The organism is Streptomyces sp. NPDC053048 (assembly GCF_044547045.1).
Lineage (GTDB): Bacteria > Actinomycetota > Actinomycetes > Streptomycetales > Streptomycetaceae > Streptomyces.
On record NZ_JBITZS010000008.1, the window covers coordinates 230,841 to 246,664 of the forward strand.

Annotated in this window: 15 protein-coding genes; 5 read left to right on the forward strand and 10 right to left on the reverse strand. The window is 73.8% G+C overall.

What is annotated here, in order from left to right; genetic code table 11:
• Positions 1–7: 7 nt before the first annotated feature.
• From ACIG36_RS22720 to ACIG36_RS22740, 5 genes are all read right to left on the reverse strand, one after another.
• On the reverse strand, positions 8–1,213 hold the full coding sequence (locus ACIG36_RS22720; RefSeq protein ID WP_399930645.1) for an acetylornithine transaminase: 1,206 nt from the start codon (positions 1,211–1,213) through the stop codon (positions 8–10).
• A complete protein-coding gene (gene argB, locus ACIG36_RS22725) occupies positions 1,210–2,154 on the reverse strand; it encodes an acetylglutamate kinase (RefSeq protein WP_399930647.1) in 945 nt (314 codons plus the stop codon). The genes ACIG36_RS22720 and argB overlap by 4 nt, the downstream gene beginning before the upstream one ends.
• Complete coding sequence (gene argJ / locus ACIG36_RS22730) at positions 2,151–3,302, reverse strand: bifunctional glutamate N-acetyltransferase/amino-acid acetyltransferase ArgJ (RefSeq protein WP_399930650.1); 1,152 nt, start codon at positions 3,300–3,302, stop codon at positions 2,151–2,153. The genes argB and argJ overlap by 4 nt, the downstream gene beginning before the upstream one ends.
• Before the next feature lie 97 nt (positions 3,303–3,399).
• Positions 3,400–4,428, reverse strand: a complete 1,029-nt coding sequence (argC, locus tag ACIG36_RS22735) for an N-acetyl-gamma-glutamyl-phosphate reductase (protein WP_399930653.1) — start codon at positions 4,426–4,428, stop codon at positions 3,400–3,402.
• Between the two features lie 82 nt (positions 4,429–4,510).
• Positions 4,511–5,941 carry an MFS transporter gene (locus tag ACIG36_RS22740; protein WP_399930656.1) on the reverse strand — a complete coding sequence of 477 codons (1,431 nt, stop codon included), beginning with the start codon at positions 5,939–5,941 and terminating at the stop codon, positions 4,511–4,513.
• A 103-nt stretch (positions 5,942–6,044) separates the two neighbouring features.
• Here ACIG36_RS22740 and ACIG36_RS22745 point away from each other — a divergent pair, with 103 nt between their 5' ends.
• Positions 6,045–6,959 carry a LysR family transcriptional regulator gene (locus ACIG36_RS22745; RefSeq protein ID WP_399930659.1) on the forward strand — a complete coding sequence of 305 codons (915 nt, stop codon included), beginning with the start codon at positions 6,045–6,047 and terminating at the stop codon, positions 6,957–6,959.
• 9 nt (positions 6,960–6,968) lie between these two features.
• Here ACIG36_RS22745 and ACIG36_RS22750 read toward each other — a convergent pair whose 3' ends face one another.
• The gene (locus ACIG36_RS22750) at positions 6,969–8,414 is read right to left on the reverse strand and encodes a PLP-dependent aminotransferase family protein (RefSeq protein WP_399930662.1); all 1,446 of its coding nucleotides are present in this window, start codon (positions 8,412–8,414) and stop codon (positions 6,969–6,971) included.
• On the opposite strand from ACIG36_RS22750, the gene ACIG36_RS22755 reads away from it, so the two are divergent.
• A complete protein-coding gene (locus ACIG36_RS22755) occupies positions 8,413–9,369 on the forward strand; it encodes a DMT family transporter (protein ID WP_399930665.1) in 957 nt (318 codons plus the stop codon). The two genes, ACIG36_RS22750 and ACIG36_RS22755, sit on opposite strands and share 2 nt — an antisense overlap.
• A 135-nt stretch (positions 9,370–9,504) precedes the next feature.
• A complete protein-coding gene (locus ACIG36_RS22760) occupies positions 9,505–9,705 on the forward strand; it encodes a DUF1918 domain-containing protein (RefSeq protein WP_399930666.1) in 201 nt (66 codons plus the stop codon).
• Positions 9,706–9,708: 3 nt separating this feature from the next.
• Here the strand turns inward: ACIG36_RS22760 and ACIG36_RS22765 are convergent, their stop codons facing one another.
• Positions 9,709–10,953 carry a glycoside hydrolase family 10 protein gene (locus ACIG36_RS22765; protein WP_399930669.1) on the reverse strand — a complete coding sequence of 415 codons (1,245 nt, stop codon included), beginning with the start codon at positions 10,951–10,953 and terminating at the stop codon, positions 9,709–9,711.
• A gap of 184 nt (positions 10,954–11,137) precedes the next feature.
• Here ACIG36_RS22765 and ACIG36_RS22770 point away from each other — a divergent pair, with 184 nt between their 5' ends.
• Positions 11,138–11,995 (forward strand): 3-hydroxybutyryl-CoA dehydrogenase, encoded by an 858-nt coding sequence (locus ACIG36_RS22770; protein WP_399931217.1) that lies wholly within the window; start codon positions 11,138–11,140, stop codon positions 11,993–11,995.
• 202 nt (positions 11,996–12,197) lie between these two features.
• Positions 12,198–12,455: a hypothetical protein gene (locus tag ACIG36_RS22775; protein ID WP_399930672.1), complete on the forward strand. Its 258-nt coding sequence runs from the start codon at positions 12,198–12,200 to the stop codon at positions 12,453–12,455.
• A 24-nt stretch (positions 12,456–12,479) separates the two neighbouring features.
• Here ACIG36_RS22775 and ACIG36_RS22780 read toward each other — a convergent pair whose 3' ends face one another.
• The 3 genes from ACIG36_RS22780 to ACIG36_RS22790 all read right to left on the reverse strand — a co-directional run bounded on the left by ACIG36_RS22780 (position 12,480) and on the right by ACIG36_RS22790 (position 15,672).
• The gene (locus ACIG36_RS22780; RefSeq protein WP_399930674.1) at positions 12,480–13,010 is read right to left on the reverse strand and encodes an NUDIX hydrolase; all 531 of its coding nucleotides are present in this window, start codon (positions 13,008–13,010) and stop codon (positions 12,480–12,482) included.
• 58 nt (positions 13,011–13,068) lie between these two features.
• Positions 13,069–14,406, reverse strand: coding sequence for a tetratricopeptide repeat protein (locus tag ACIG36_RS22785; protein ID WP_399930677.1), 1,338 nt, complete (start codon positions 14,404–14,406; stop codon positions 13,069–13,071).
• 84 nt (positions 14,407–14,490) lie between these two features.
• On the reverse strand, positions 14,491–15,672 hold the full coding sequence (locus ACIG36_RS22790) for a PP2C family protein-serine/threonine phosphatase (protein ID WP_399930680.1): 1,182 nt from the start codon (positions 15,670–15,672) through the stop codon (positions 14,491–14,493).
• Between the last annotated feature and the right edge of the window lie 152 nt (positions 15,673–15,824).

A 15,824-nucleotide genomic window follows, 5' to 3' on the forward strand; every position in this document is an offset into this window, starting at 1 on the left:
GTTGTCGTCAGTCTCCGGATCGTCGTTCCGCTGTGGCCCCGTCGGCGACGGCGTCCAGGACGCCCGGCAGCGCCCGGAGGAACGTCTTCGCCTCATCTTCGGTGATGATCAGCGGAGGGGCCAGCCGCACCACGTCGGGCGCGACCGCGTTCACCAGGAGTCCGGCTTCCCGGGCCGCCTGCTGCACCTGCGGTGCGAGGGGCTCGCCAAGGACAATACCCAGCAGCAGGCCCGCGCCACGGACGTGGTCGACCAGGGGGTGGCCGAGCGCGGCGATCCCGTCACGCAGCACGGCGCCCATGTGGCGCACGTGGCCGAGCCCGTCGCCGGCCGCGAGGGTGTCCAGGACGGCGAGGGCGGCGGCGCACGAGACGGGGTTGCCGCCGAACGTGGACCCGTGCTGACCAGGTGTCAGCAGGTCGGCGGCGGTGCCGAAGGCGAGGGTGGCGCCGATGGGCAGCCCGCCGCCCAGGCCCTTGGCGAGGGTGACGACATCGGGCTCGACGCCCTGCGCGAGGTGTTCGAACCAGTGCCCGGTGCGGCCGATACCTGTCTGGATCTCGTCCAGGACGAGCAGCGTCCCGGTGGCCCGGGTGATCTCGCGGGCGGCCGCCAGATAGCCGGCCGGGGGGACGACGACGCCGTTCTCGCCCTGGACCGGTTCCAGCACCACGAGCGCGGTGTCGGTGGTGACCGCCGCGCGCAGCGCGTCGGCGTCGCCGTAGGGGACGTGCGTGACGTCGCCGGGCAGCGGCAGGAACGGCTGCTGCTTGGCGGGCTGGCCGGTGAGGGCGAGGGCGCCCATGGTGCGGCCGTGGAAGCCGCCGGCGGCGGAGACCATGTGCGTACGGCCCGTACGCCGCCCGATCTTGATCGCGGCCTCGATCGCTTCGGCGCCGGAGTTGCAGAAGTAGACGCGTCCCGGCCGCCCGGCGAGCTCCAGCAGCCGTTCGGCGAGCTGGACCGTCGGCTCGGCGGTGAAGAGGTTGGAGACGTGGCCGAGTGTGGCGATCTGGTCGGAGACGGCCCGCACGACCGCCGGGTGGGCGTGGCCGAGGGCGTTGACGGCGATGCCGCCGACGAGGTCGAGGTAGCTCCTGCCGTCGGCGTCCCAGACGGTGCTGCCCTCGCCTCGCACGAGGGGCACGGCGGGGGTGCCGTAGTTGTCCATCATGGCGCCCTGCCAGCGCCGGGTGAGTTCCGCGTTGCTCACGACGCCTCCTCGGCGGTCTCCGGGGCCGGGTCCGGGTCGGGCACGACCATCGTCCCGATGCCCTCGTCGGTGAAGATCTCCAGCAGGATGGAGTGCTGGACCCGCCCGTCGATCACGCGGGCGGTGGTGACGCCGCCGCGCACGGCGTGCAGGCAGCCCTCCATCTTGGGCACCATTCCGCTGGCCAGCTCGGGCAGCAGTTCCTCCAGCTCGCTCGCGGTGAGCCTGCTGATGACGTCGTCGCTGTGCGGCCAGTCGGCGTAGAGGCCCTCGACGTCGGTGAGCACCATCAGGGTCTCGGCGCCCAGCGCGACGGCCAGCGCGGCGGCGGCCGTGTCGGCGTTGACGTTGAAGACGCCGCCCTCGTCGGCGTCGTCGATGCTGTGGGCGATGGAGGAGATGACGGGGATGCGGCCGTCGTCGAGGAGGGCCAGGACGGCGCCCGGGTCCATGGCGGTGATCTCGCCGACCCGGCCGATGTCCACGCGCTCGCCGTCGATGTGGGCGTAATGCTTCGTGGCGGACATCAGCCGGGCGTCCTCGCCGGTCAGGCCGACGGCCAGCGGGCCGTGCCGGTTGAGCAGGCCGACGAGCTCGCGCTGCACCTGGCCGGCCAGCACCATCCGTACGACGTCCATGGCCTCGGGCGTGGTGACGCGCAGCCCGGCCTTGAACTCCGACTCCAGGCCGAGCCGGTCGAGCTGGGCGCTGATCTGGGGGCCTCCGCCGTGCACGACGACCGGGCGCAGCCCGGCGTGGTGCAGGAAGACGACGTCCTGGGCGAAGGCGGCCTTGAGCTCCTCGTCGACCATGGCGTTGCCGCCGAACTTGATGACGACGGTCTTGCCGTGATGGCGCGTCAGCCAGGGCAGGGCCTCGACGAGGGTGCGGGCCTTGGGCAGGGCGGTGTGCCGCCGGGTGGCGGATGCGGGGACGCTCATGACGAGTAGGCGCTGTTCTCGTGGACGTAGTCGGCGGTCAGGTCGTTGGCCCAGATGACGGCGCTCGCGTCGCCCTCGGCCAGGTCGGCGGTGATGCGCACTTCGCGGTAGCGCATGTCGACGAGGTCGCGGTCGTCACCGACGGAGCCGTTGCGGCAGACCCAGACGTCGTTGATGGCGACGGCCAGTTTGTCGGGGTCGAAGGCGGCGGAGGTGGTGCCGATGGCGGAGAGCACCCGGCCCCAGTTGGGGTCCTCGCCGTGGATGGCGCACTTGAGGAGGTTGTTGCGGGCGATGGAGCGGCCCACCTCCACGGCGTCGTCCTCGGTGGCCGCGCCGACGACCTCGATGCGGATGTCCTTGCTGGCGCCCTCGGCGTCGCCGATGAGCTGGCGGGCGAGGTCGTCGCAGACGGTGCGGACGGCCTCGGCGAAGGCGTCCGCATCCGGGGTGACGCCGGCGGCGCCGGAGGCGAGCAGCAGGACGGTGTCGTTGGTGGACATGCAGCCGTCGGAGTCGACGCGGTCGAAGGTCTGCCGGGTGGCGGAGCGCAGCGCGGCGTCGAGGGCGGGGGTGTCCACGTCGGCGTCGGTGGTCAGGACGACGAGCATGGTGGCCAGGCCCGGTGCGAGCATGCCCGCGCCCTTGGCCATGCCGCCGACCGTCCAGCCGTCGCCCTGGGCGACGGCGGTCTTGTGGACGGTGTCGGTGGTCTTGATGGCGATGGCGGCCTTCTCGCCGCCGTGCGCGGACAGTTCGGCGGCGGCCTTGTCGATGCCGGGCAGCAGCTTGTCCATCGGCAGCCGGACGCCGATCAGGCCGGTGGAGGCGACGGCGATCTCGCCGGCGTTGTGCCCCAGCGCCTCGGCGGCCTTCTCGGCGGTGGCGTGCGTGTCCTGGAAGCCCTCGGGGCCGGTGCAGGCGTTGGCGCCGCCGGAGTTGAGGACGACGGCGGAGACCTGGCCGCCCTTGAGCACCTGCTGGGACCACAGGACGGGCGCGGCCTTGACGCGGTTGGCGGTGAAGACGCCGGCGGCGGCCAGGCGGGGGCCCTGGTTGACCACGAGGGCGAGGTCGGGGCTGCCGCTCTCCTTGATCCCGGCGGCGATGCCGGCCGCCGTGAATCCCTTTGCTGCGGTGACGCTCACTGCATCTCCTCGTCGGTGCTGCTCGTGGTGCTGGTGGTGTTCTGGGGGTCGCACGGGACCAGCCGTGCCAGTACGGTCGCGATCATCCGGCGCACGCTCATGGCGCCACCCCGGTGACGGGCAGCCCCAGCTCCTCCGGGAGGCCGAGGGCGATGTTCATGCTCTGCACCGCGCCGCCCGCGGTGCCCTTGGTGAGGTTGTCGATGGCGCTGACCGCGACGATCCGGCCGGCCGCCTCGTCGAGCGCGACCTGCACCAGGGCGGCGTTGGAGCCGTACACGTGGGCGGTGGCGGGCCACTGCCCCTCGGGCAGCAGGCGGACGAACGGCTCGCCCGCGAAGGCCTTGTCGTACGCGGCGCGCAGGCTGTGGGCCGTGACGCCCGGCCGGGCCTTGGCGCTGCAGGTGGCGAGGATGCCGCGCGGCATGGGGGCGAGGGTGGGCGTGAAGGAGACGGAGACCGGCTGCCCGGCGGCGCCGGAGAGGTTCTGGCTCATCTCGGGGGTGTGCCGGTGCGTGCCGCCGACGCCGTAGGGGCTCATGGAGCCCATGACCTCGCTGCCGAGCAGGTGCGGCTTGGCGGCCTTGCCGGCGCCGGACGTGCCGGAGGCGGCGACGATCACGGCCTCGGGCTCGGCGAGGGCGGCGGCGTAGGCGGGGAAGAGGGCGAGGGAGACGGCGGTGGGGTAGCAGCCGGGGACGGCGATCCGCTGGGCCCCGCGCAGCGCCGCCCGGTTTCCGGGCAGCTCGGGCAGCCCGTACGGCCAGGTGCCGGCGTGGGGGGTGCCGTAGAACCGCTCCCACTGCTCCGCGTCGTTCAGCCGGAAGTCGGCGCCGCAGTCGACGACGAGCACGTGGTCGCCGAGCTCCGCGGCGACGGCCGCGGACTGCCCGTGCGGGAGGGCGAGGAAGACGACGTCGTGCCCGGCCAGCGACTGGGCGCTGGTGGGCTCGAGCACCCGGTCGGCGAGCTGCGGCAGGTGGGGCTGGAGTGCGCCCAGGCGCTGTCCGGCGTTGGAGTTGCCGGTCAGCGCGCCGATGCTCACCTCGGGGTGGCCGAGCAGCAGGCGCAGCAGTTCTCCGCCCGCGTATCCGCTCGCTCCGGCCACTGCCGCACGTATTGCCATGGGTCGGTCCTCCTCCGTAATGCAGCATGACTATACGGAGAGAGGAACTTTTATGCAATACCCGCGGTGACTGACCTCGCCTTTATTCCGCCGGCACCGGCTCCCGCCGGGGTGCCGGGCGGCGGCGGACGGCGTCACCGGCCGTCGGGTGCAGGCGCAGGGCGCCGGCGAGGGCGCCCAGGCTGACGAGCGCGAGCAGACAGAAGGCGACGCCGTGGGCGTTGGCCGGGCCCGGGGCGCCCGGCAGGAGGCCGCCGAGGGGACCGCCGGCGCGCAGGGCGACGGTGGCCGCGGCGACACCGAGGCCCGCCGCGGCCTGCGCGGTGGTGGACTGCAGGGTGCTGGCGTGCCGCATGCGCTCGGGCGGCACGTCGGCGAACGCGATGACCTGGTAGCAGGTCAGGCCCAGCGAACGGGCGGCGCCGCTGATCACGGCCAGGGCCACGATCACGGCGAGCGGCGTGCCGGCGGTGAGGAACGCGCAGGCGGCTGTCGTCGCGCAGACGCCGAGCGCCGCGGCGACCAGCAGCGGACGGAAGCCGAAGCGGTCGAGCAGATACGTGGTCGCGGGCTTGATGCCGATGTTGCCCACGAAGACGAAGAGCACCATCGCGCCGGACTTCACCGCGCTCCAGCCGAAGGCCTCCTGGAACAGCATCGGCAGCAGGAAGGGCACCGCCGCCACGACGATCCAGAACAGCGAGCCGCCGCCGACCGACGCGCGGAACGTCGTCACCTTCAGCGTGCGCAGCTCGACCAGCGGCTGGTCCACGCGCAGCAGGTGCCACACCGCGGCGGCCAGCAGCATCGCGGCGAGAGCGCCCGCGGCGGCCGCCGGCGCCCAGGGCGCGCCGGGAGCGGACAGCAGGTGCGCCGTCCACGTCAGCGCACCGAGCCCGGTGGAGGTGAGGACGACGCCCCACCGGTCCAGGCGCGGCGGGGCGCCGGCGGGCGGGGTGGCGTCGACCAGGCGCCGGGCGACGACGAACGCCACCGCGCCGAGCGGCAGGTTGATCAGGAACATCCAGTGCCAGCTGGCGTAAGTGGTGAGCAGCCCGCCGATCAGCGGGGCGATCACGGGGGCGACGAGGGCGGGCCAGACCACGTACGCCACCAGCCTGGGTATGTCGGGCTTGGCCGCCCCGGCGACCACCATCAGCCGCCCGACGGGCACCATCATCGCGCCGCCCGCGCCCTGCAGGACCCGCATGGCCACCAGCTGGCCCAGCCCGGTGCTCAGCGCGCAGCCCAGCGAGGCGAGGGTGAAGACGGCGATCGCCGTCAGGAAGACGCGCCGGACACCGAAGCGGGCGACCAGCCAGCCGCTGAGCGGTATCAGCACGGCCAGGGTCACCAGGTAGGCGGTGACCACCAGGCCGATCGCGGCCGGGTCGACGCCCAGGGCCGGGCCCATGCGGGGCGCGGCCGTCGCCACGATGGTGCCGTCGAGGTTCTCCAGGAAGAAGCAACCCGCCACCAGCAGGGCGGTGTTGCGGTGTTTGGTATCGATCATCTGCTCCGTCGCTTTCTTGTTCAGCCCATCGTGGGACGTGCGACGTGTGACTACAAGGTCCGAATGCTCACAGCACAGTTGATCGCCGTGCAACGATTGCGCCATGCGCCTGCCCGACATGAACCTCCTGCCGGCCCTGGACGCCCTGCTGCGCGAGGGCAGCGTCACCGGGGCCGCGGCCCGGATGAACGTCTCCGCCTCCGCGATGAGCCGGACCCTGGGCCGGCTGCGCCGGGTGCTGGACGATCCGCTGCTGGTCCCGGCCGGGCGGGGGCTGGCGCTGACGCCCCGCGCGCTGGAGCTGCGCCCGCGGGTGGAGGCGGCCCTGGCCGGGGCGCTGGCCGCGCTCCAGCCGGTGCAGCCGGTGGACATCGCGGCGGTGCGGCGCCGCTTCACCCTCCGTTCGAACGACGGGCTGGCTGTCGTCCTGGGCCCGGCCCTGACCGAGCGCATCGCCCGCGAGGCCCCCGGCATCCAGCTGCGCATCCTGCCCGAGGGCGACGAGGACCCCGCCGACCTGCGTGACCGCGTCGACCTCGACCTGGGCAACCTGCCGGAGCTGCCGCACGACGTGCGCAGCCGGGCGCTGGCACCCGACCGCTATGTGGCGGTCTGCCGCACCGGCGCGCCGCACGCGGCCGATCCGCTGACCGCCGGGCGCTTCGCCGCGCTCCCCCACATCACCGTCTCGCGCAGGGGCCGCTTCCACTCCGTCGTCGACGAGCACCTGGACCGTCTCGGGCTGGAGCGCCGCGTCCTGGCGACCGTCCCCACGCATGTGACGGCCTGTTTCCTGGCCCTGCGCTCCGACGCCCTGGCCCTGGTGTCCGCGGCGGTGGCCGCGCGGGTGGCCGAGGCCGTGCCGCTGACCGTGCGGGACATCCCGCTGGAGCTGCCCGCCGTCAGTACCGGCATGGCCTGGCACGTCCGGCTGGACACCGACCCCGCCCACCGGTGGCTGCGCGACGCGGTGGCCCGGATCGCGGGCGATCCACAGGAGGACGCGGGCGCGGCGTGACGGGACGGCCTAAGCGGCGGTCTCCTCGTGGGCCGTGCGCAAGCGGCGTACGCCCTCGGCCAGTTCGCCGGTGCTCGCGGCCGCCGAGAAGCACAGCCGCAGCCGCGGAGCGGGGGGTTCGGCGCTGTAGAAGGGCCGGCCCGGGGAGACGGCGACGCCGGCGCGCAGCGCGGCGGCGGCCAGCGCGGCCTCGTCGGTGCCGTCCGGCAGGCGGAGCCACACGTGGAAGCCGCCCGGCGGCACGAATTCCGCTGTCAGGCCCGGCAGTTGCCGGCCCAGCTCGGCCAGGAGCGTCTCGCGGCGGACGCGCAGCGCGGCGGCGACCGTGCGCCCGTGGCGGGCCCAGGCGGGCGAGCCGACGAGTTCGAGCGCCGCCTCCTGCAGCGGGCGGGGGACGAAGAAGCTGTCGACGACCTGGATGGCCCGCAGCCGCTCGAGGACGGGGCCGCGGGCGGCGAGGGCGCCCACCCGCAGGTTGGGTGAGGTGAACTTGGTCAGCGAGCAGACGTGCACGACGACGCCGTCGGGGTCGTCGGAGGCGAGGGTGGGCGGCAGGGGCGGGGCGTCCTCGTGGGCGAGCCGACGCGCGAAGTCGTCCTCGACGACGAAGGCGCCCGCCGCGCGGGCGATCCGGAGCACCTCCGTCCGGCGTTCGTCGGCCAGGACCGTGCCGGTGGGGTTCTGGTAGAGGGGCTGGCTGACGAAGACGCGGGCGCCGCTGGCGCGGAACGCGTCGGCGAGCAGGTCGGTCCGCACACCGTGGCCGTCCACCGGCACCGGCACGGGCCGCAGGCCCGAGGCGCGGGCGGCGGCGAGCATGCCGGGGTAGGTGGGGGACTCGACGAGGACGGGCGCGCCGGGCGGGGCGAGGGCACGCAGCGCGGTGGTCAGCGCGCTCTGGCCGCCCGCGGTGATCAGCACGTCGGAGGCGGCGACGAGTCCGGCCGGGCCGCCGATCTCGCGGGCGAACCAGGCGCGCAGCTCGCCGACGCCCTCCAGGGGCGGCCGCTCCCACGCGCCGGGCCGCCGGCCGGCGCGGGCGAGGGCGGCGGCGAGGGCGCGTTCGGGCTGGAGAGAGGGGTGCAGATAGCCGCCGGTGAGTTCGATGACGCCGGGCGGCGGCGTGGCGAGGCTGAAGGAGATCCCGCGGGCGTCGACGGAGCGCGGTACGGCCTCGTCGCCCGTCTCGGCGCTCAGCGCGACCTGCTGCCAGGAAGTGTCGCCGGAGCGGGCGGGCGCCCGGCGCGGCTCGGCGCGGAAGGCGCCCGCGCCGGGCCGGGTGACGACCAGGCCCTCGGCGGCCAGCGCGGCGAGCGCCCGGGAGACGGTGACGGGGCTGACGCGGAAGCGGTCGATCAGGGCGCGGCTGGACGGCAGCTTCTCGCCCGGAGAGTAGCGGTTCATCTCCGCCCGCAGGATCCCGGCCAACTCCGCGACGCTGCTACGCTCGTTCATGACAGCACACGATAGCGCTACTCACCGTTCCACGATAGCGGTGGGCACCCCGTCGGTCTCCGCGCCGGCCACCGCGCTGCCCTCGCCCGCGGGCGACCGGTCCACGCTCGGCACGCTGCTCGCCGTCCTCGGCGTGGCGTCCTTCTCGCTCACCTTCCCCGCGACCGCGTGGGGCCTGGAGGGCTTCGGGCCGTGGTCGTTGATCAGCTGCCGGCTGATCCTCGGTGGGCTGCTCGCCGGGGCCTTTCTGCTGGCCGGGCGCGTACCCCGGCCCACCCGCGCGCAGTGGCGCGGGCTGCTCGTGGTGGCCGGCGGGACCGTGGTCGGCTTCCCGCTGCTGACCACCCTGGCGCTGCGGACGTCCACGACCTCCCACGCGGCGGTGGTGGTGGGCCTGCTGCCGCTGACGACGGCCGCCTACTCGGCCCTGCGGACCGGAACCCGCCACTCGCGGCTGTTCTGGGCGGCCGCGGTGGCCGGGGCCGTCGTGGTGGTGACGTTCGCCCTGTGGCAGAGCGGCGGGGCGCCCGCCACCAGCGACCTGTACCTCTTCGCCGCCCTGCTGGTGTGCGCGGCGGGCTATTCGGAGGGCGGCCGGCTGGCCCGCGAGATGCCCGGCTGGCAGGTGATCGGCTGGGCACTGGTGCTGTGCCTGCCACTGGCCGCCGCCGGGGCGGCGCTCTCCCTGCCGGCCGAGCCGGTCCACCCGACCGGCCACGCGGTGGCCGGGCTGCTGTGGGTGGCGGTCGGCTCGCAGTTCGTGGGCCTGTGGATCTGGTACCGGGGGATGGCGGCGATCGGGGTGGCCAGGGCCAGCCAGCTCCAGCTGGCCCAGCCCCTGCTCACCCTGGTCTGGTCGGTGACCCTGCTGGGCGAGCGGCTCACGCCGGCCGCGCCCGTGGCGGCGCTGGCCGTGCTGGTGTGCATCGGCGTGACCCAGCGGGCCGGACGGTGACCGGCGCGGGCCCTGCGGTGACCCGGCCGGCGCACCGGCCCGTACTTTCCTGAGCGCGCCCTATACCGCCGCCCACCCTAGGCTGGGAGTATCCGAGTGCACCTGTCCCGTCTCTCGTCGAAAGGGTTTACGTCGATGCATGCGAGCAAGGGCGACCGGTTGGTGGTGCACGGCCGAGTGGTGGGGCAGAAGGACCACGTGGTGGAGATCGTGGAGGTCCTCGGCCGCGACGGCAACCCGCCGTACCGGGTCCGGTCGGAGAACGGGCACGAGTCCATCATGTCGCCCGGCCCCGACTCCGTGGTGGACCACCGCAAGGCCTCCGACCAGCAATAGCCGTCAGCGCGGCGGGCGCGCGCGGTGCGGGTAGTGGTCCTTCACCACGCGCGCCATCGCCCCCGCGCGGTCCTGGGCGACGTGCTTGGCGGAGAAGTAGACGTTGCCCAGCACCTCGGGGTGGCTGCGGCCGAGCGTGAGGTGCCGGGAGAGCTCGGCGGGGTCCTGCCAGGGGGCGGGCTGCGCGGGGTCGCCCGCCCGGTACAGGGCCTCGCCGATGTAGAGGTGGACGTCCGTGCCGCGCACGGTCTCCGCCCACCACGGCACCAGCTTGGCGTAGTCGGCGGCGGCGAAGCCGATGTGCCAGTAGCACTGCGGGACGATGTAGTCGATCCAGCCCTCGCGAACCCACTTGCGGGTGTCGGCGTACAGGTCGTCGTAGGTCTGCACCCCGGCCCGGGTGTCGGAGCCGAGGGGGTCCGTCGCGCGGTTGCGCCAGACGGCGAACGGGCTGATACCGAACCGCACATGCCGCTTGCGTCTCCTGACACGCTCGGCCACCTCCCGCACCAGCCGGTCGGTGTTGTCGCGCCGCCATGCCGCCCGGTCGGGGAAGCCTGCGCCGTACCGCTCGTACGCGGCCGTGTCGTCGAAGGTCTGCCCGGCCACGGGGTAGGGGTAGAAGTAGTCGTCGAAGTGCACGCCGTCCAGGTCGTAGCGCCAGACCGCGTCGAGCATGGCGTCCTGGACGAAGCGGCGCACCTCGGGCAGGCCGGGGTTGTAGTAGAGCTTGCCGCCGTAGGGCACCACCCAGCCGGGGTGCACCCGCGCGGGATGGGTGGGCACCAGCCGGCCGGGGTCGGTGTGGTTGGCCACCCGGTAGGGGTTGAACCAGGCGTGCAGCTCCAGGCGGCGTCTGTGGGCCTCGCGCACCGCGAAGGCCAGCGGATCCCAGCCCGGCGACCGGCCCTGGGTGCCGGTCAGGTACTCCGACCACGGTTCGTAGCGGGACGGCCAGAACGCGTCGGCCGTGGGCCGGACCTGCAGCAGCACCGCGTTGAGCCGGCGGGCCGCGGCGGCGTCGAACAGTGCGGTGAGCTCGGCCTGTTGGGTCTGCGGGGGCAGGCCCGGCCGGGACGGCCAGTCGACGTTGACGACCGTGGCCGTCCACATGCCGCGGAACTCCCGCCTGCGGACCCGGCCGGTGCCCTCCCGGGCCGGAAGCGCACCGGACTCGCCGGTCGCGAGCATCGTGGTCATCGCGCCCGCGGCGGCCACGGTGAACCCTCTTCTGCTCATACGTCCCATATGCGGCCACTCCCTGCTTGTGGATGTCTCGTGAGTCACACCATTCGCGCAGAGCATGCCCGCCCCGGGCCCCTCGGCACCGCGTCCCGCGGAGTAACGTCTTTTCCGAGGCGGGAGCCGGACGACCTTCGACCACCCGCGCCAATCTACGAAGATCAGCGAAAGGCACGAGGTGACAGACTCAATCGCCGGCATTGCACGCGTCGGAGTGGTGGGCTGCGGCCAGATGGGCGCGGGCATCGCGGAGGTGTGCGCACGGGCCGGCCTGGACGTCAAGGTCGCCGAGACCACCGGCGACGCGCTGGAACTGGGCCGCACCCGGCTCACCAACTCCCTCGGCAAGGCCGCCGAACGCGGCAAGATCACCGAGGCGGAGCGCGACGCCACCCTGGGTCGGCTGGGCTTCACCACGGACCTCGGCGAGTTCGCCGACCGCGACCTGGTCATCGAGGCGGTCGTGGAGAACGAGCAGATCAAGACCGAGATCTTCAAGGTCCTGGACCAGGTGGTGACCAGCCCGGACGCGATCCTGGCCTCCAACACCTCCTCCATCCCGCTGGTGAAGCTGGCCGTGGCGACCTCCCGCCCCGACAAGGTCATCGGCATCCACTTCTTCAACCCGGCCCCGGTGCAGCAGCTCGTCGAGCTGATCCCCGCGCTGACCACCGGCGAGGAGACCATCAAGCGCGCCGAGGCCCTGGTGGGCAAGGTGCTGGGCAAGCACGCCATCCGCGCCCAGGACCGCTCGGGCTTCGTGGTCAACGCCCTGCTCATCCCGTACCTGCTCTCCGCGATCCGGATGTTCGAGTCGGGCATCGCCAGCCGCGAGGACATCGACAACGGCATGGAGATGGGCTGCGCCCACCCCATGGGCCCGCTGCGGCTGTCCGACCTGATCGGCCTGGACACCGTCGCCTCCGTGGCGGACAGCATGTACGCGGAGTACAAGGAGCCGCTGTACGCCGCTCCCCCGCTGCTGCAGCGCATGGTCGACGCCGGCCGCCTGGGCCGCAAGACCGGCTCGGGCTTCTACACCTACTGACGAACACGCTGAACGACGCCGTCCGCTGACGGACAGTCACCACCCGTGCCCCGCCGACCCGTCCGGCGGGGCACGGTGTTTCACACGGGGTGTGCGCCGGTGACCCGCGGATACCCTCCGCACACGCTCCCGTTCCGGCCCTCCACGCGATTGACTCGGACCGATGTCCACCGCAGGAAGTCTTCCGGAAGGGGTACGGACCGTGACCATCCATCCCGAGCACGCCGCCAAGGCGGCCGAGCTCGCGGAGCTCAGGCGCAGCCTCGACGTCGGCGTCGTCCGCATCGACGGCCACCTCGCCCTCCTCACCCAGCGCAGCGACCAGGCGGAGCGCGATCTCACCGACGTGGCCGATCGGGTACGGGCTCTGGAGCACGGCAAGTGGCCGTTGCCGTCACTTGCCGCGCTCACCGGCCTCGCCGGCCTGGCGGTCGCCGTCTGGCAGGCGATCGGCCGGTGAGCGCGCCACGCGCCGCGGGGCCCGTCAGCCGAGCCGGATGTGGTGCAGGAGCAGCAGGGCCGCCGCCATGTTGGCGGCCGGCACCTCACCGCGGGCGATCAGGTCGGGCACCAGCTTGAGCGGCACCCACTCGCGGCGGTCCGACTCGAAGCCGTCCTCCGGGTCGCCGATGTACTCGGCCTCGTCCGTCCAGTAGATGTGGTGCCGGGCGTCGGTGAGACCGTTGGACGGCTCGACGGACATCAGGTGCCGCAGCCGGCCGGGCCGCCATCCGGTCTCCTCCTCCATCTCGCGGGCCGCCGCGAAGGCGATGTCCTCGCCGTCCTCGACGACGCCCGCCGCCAGCTCCCAGCCCCAGTTGTCGGTGATGAAACGGTGCCGCCACAGCAGCAGGACCTCGTTGGCCGCGTTGACCACCGTGGCCACGGCGACGGGCCGCAGCCGGATGAGGAAGTGGTCGAGGTGGCGGCCGTCGGGGAGTTCGACGTCCGCGAGATTGACCTGGAACCAGCGGTTCTCGTAGACGGTCAGCTCCCTGAGATTCTTCCAACGCACGTGTCTGCCACCTTCCGCCGAGGTGGCCACCTCCCGGGCGCTGAACTGGCAGCCTTCCTCACAAGGGCACGCGCAGCGCCCCGTCGATCATCTCGGCGGCCTCGGCCGTGGCCGCGCACCCACTTTCGATCAGGTGCTCGCGCACCGCACGGAGCCGGTCCCGTAAGCGCTGCGATTCCATGCCTCTCGCCTGCTCGGTCATCTCCCGTGCGGTGGCCACCGCCTTGTCCGCGTCTCCCTGACGCAGCTCGATGTGCGTGAGCATGGCGAGCCGGTGGACACGGCCCCGGTCGTGCGCGGGGGTGTCGACGGCCCGGTCCGCGTGCTCACGGGCGGGTCCGAGGTCGCCGAGGCTCAGCAGCGCCTCCGCCACCTGTACGTTCACCAGGCCGGGCTGGACGTAGCCGGTCTCGGCGGGTTCCCGGCCGCGGTGGATGCGTTCGGCCGCGGCCTCGGCGCGCCGGATGCAGCCCAGCGCCCCGGCCCCGTCGCCGAGCCGGGCGTAGGCCTTGGCCTGCATGGCGTAGAGGTCGGCGGCGAGCGCCGGGGTGAGACTGCCGCCCCCGGCCCGCAGTGCCGACTCGGCGAAGGCCACGGCCTGCCGGTACTCCCCCATGAACAGCGACTGGTTGACGAGCAGGGCGATCACATAGGCGCCCAGGCCCCGGTCCCCGCTGGCCTTGGCGAGCCGCAGCGCCTGGTGGAAGTAGCGCTGGGCCAGTCCGTGCGCGTCGGAGTCGTACGCGCAGATGCCGGCGACGGCCACCAGGCCGCCGGTGGCGCGGTGCAGCTGACGGCCCGTCGCGTCCGAGTAGCTGCCGCGCAGCAGGGGCGCGGCCTCGGCGTTGAGGAAGCCGACCACCCGGGCCCGGGTCGCCACGCCGCCCGCCTTGCGGTACATCTGCTCGTAGTGCGCCCGTGCCGCGCGCAGCATCTCGATGTCGGCCGGTGAGACGCGGGTCAGGCCGCGCCGGGAGACGTCGGCGTCCTCGGGCGGGTTCTCCCACTCCCAGACGGGGATGACCGCGGGCGTCCCGGTGACGGCGGGGGCCCGCACCACATGCTCGCGCTGCTGTTCGTCGGAGCGCCACAGGGCGGTGGCGCGCTCGACGAAGCCGGACAGCGGGGTGCCGGGGGCCCTGGGCGTGCCCGGGGTGCCCAGGCCGATGTCGTCGAGGGTCAGCGCGCGGTGCAGCCGCTCGCCCAGGACCTCGCAGATCAGATCCGGTACCTGGCCGCGTGGCCGCTGGCCCTTGAGCCAGCGGGCGACGGCGGTGTGTTCGTAACGCAACGCCAGTCCGCGTGCCCGGCCCGCCGCGTTGATGTGGGCGGCCAGGCCGGCGTGGGATATTCCCGCCTCGTCGAGGATGGCGTCGAGCAGTGTGTTGGGCTCCATACCCGCCCTCCGGTGCGCTCGGTGGGATCAGCGTAGTGGAGGTGCCTTCGCACGGGGTGTGAACGGGCCACGGCCCGGCGCCCCTTACCGGCGGCGGCAGGAGCGGGCGAGCGGTGCCGGCGCGGCCTGGGCGGGGACGCGTTCGCGGTCGTTGCGCAGGGCGAGCAGGGCGAAGTCGTCGCAGAGCCGGCCGCCGGTGTGGCGCAGCAGGGCGTCCTGGACGTGCTCGACGACGGCCGAGGGGACCGCCGGCGCCCGGCGGGCGGCCTCGGTCAGCGTGCCGGTGAGGGGGAAGAAGGCTCCGGTGGCGTCGCGGGCGTCCTCGGCGCCGTCGGTGTGCAGGACCAGGGCGTCGCCGGGGAGCAGCCGGTCCAGCTCGCGGACGGGCAGGTCGGCGGGCAGCGGGAAGGTGCCGAGCGGGGGCAGGGGGTCGCCGGCGGTCACGGCGACGGCCCGGGGCGTGCCGTGGCCGGCCCGGGTGAGGCGGTGGGGCCAGGGGTGGCCGCAGTTGAGCGCCAGGACCTCGCCCTCCTCACGGACCTCGAGGAGCAGGACGGTGACGAACTCCTCGCCGGCAAGGCCGCCACCGGGCGGGTGGTGCTCGCGGGCGCGGTCGCACAGGTGGCGTTGCAGGGCGCGTTCGAGGCGGCGCAGTACGGCGGGCAGTTCGGCCTCGTCGTGGGCGGCCTCGCGGAAGCTGCCGAGGAGGGCGGCGACGGTGCCCAGGGCGGGCAGTCCGTGGCCGCGGACGTCGCCCATGACGACGCGGACGCCGTGGGCGGTGGCGAGCACCTCGTACAGGTCGCCGCCGACCAGGGCGCCCTTGCTGGCGGAGAGGTGGCCGCCGGCCAGGGCGAGGCCGTCGAGCCGGCTCGGCAGGGGGCGCAGCAGGGCGTGCTGGGCGGCGGTGGCGATCTCCCGGAGGTGCTCCAGTTCCTGGGTGATCCTGCGGCCGCGGCCGGAGGCCAGGTAGCCGGCGACGACGACGGCGAGGATGGCGCAGCAGGTGCCCAGGCGGGTGCCGGCGTCGGTGCGGCCGCCGGAGCCGAGCGGGACGAGCGCGAACAGCGCGCAGGCGCCGCCGAGCAGGACACACTGGCGACGGCCGCTGCCGGCGCAGGCGATCGCGGGCGTGGCGGCGAGGAGTTGGACGAACTGCGCTCCCAGGGGATTCAGCAGCTCCCAGCACAGGATCGAGAGGACCCACAGTCCGGGCAGCGTCAACACCAGACCACGCCGCCAGCGAAGCGCCCCAGTACGGATCATGCCGTCGGCCCCCCATTGCAGCAATGACGCTCGATTCTTTCGAGTGGTCAGCCGGAAGTAACGACTTGACCCCCTGATTCCACCCCATTGAGTGACATTCGGAGCGTGCCTCGCTGACGGTGCGTGAAAGGCTGGAGGGGCGCCCCGGAGAT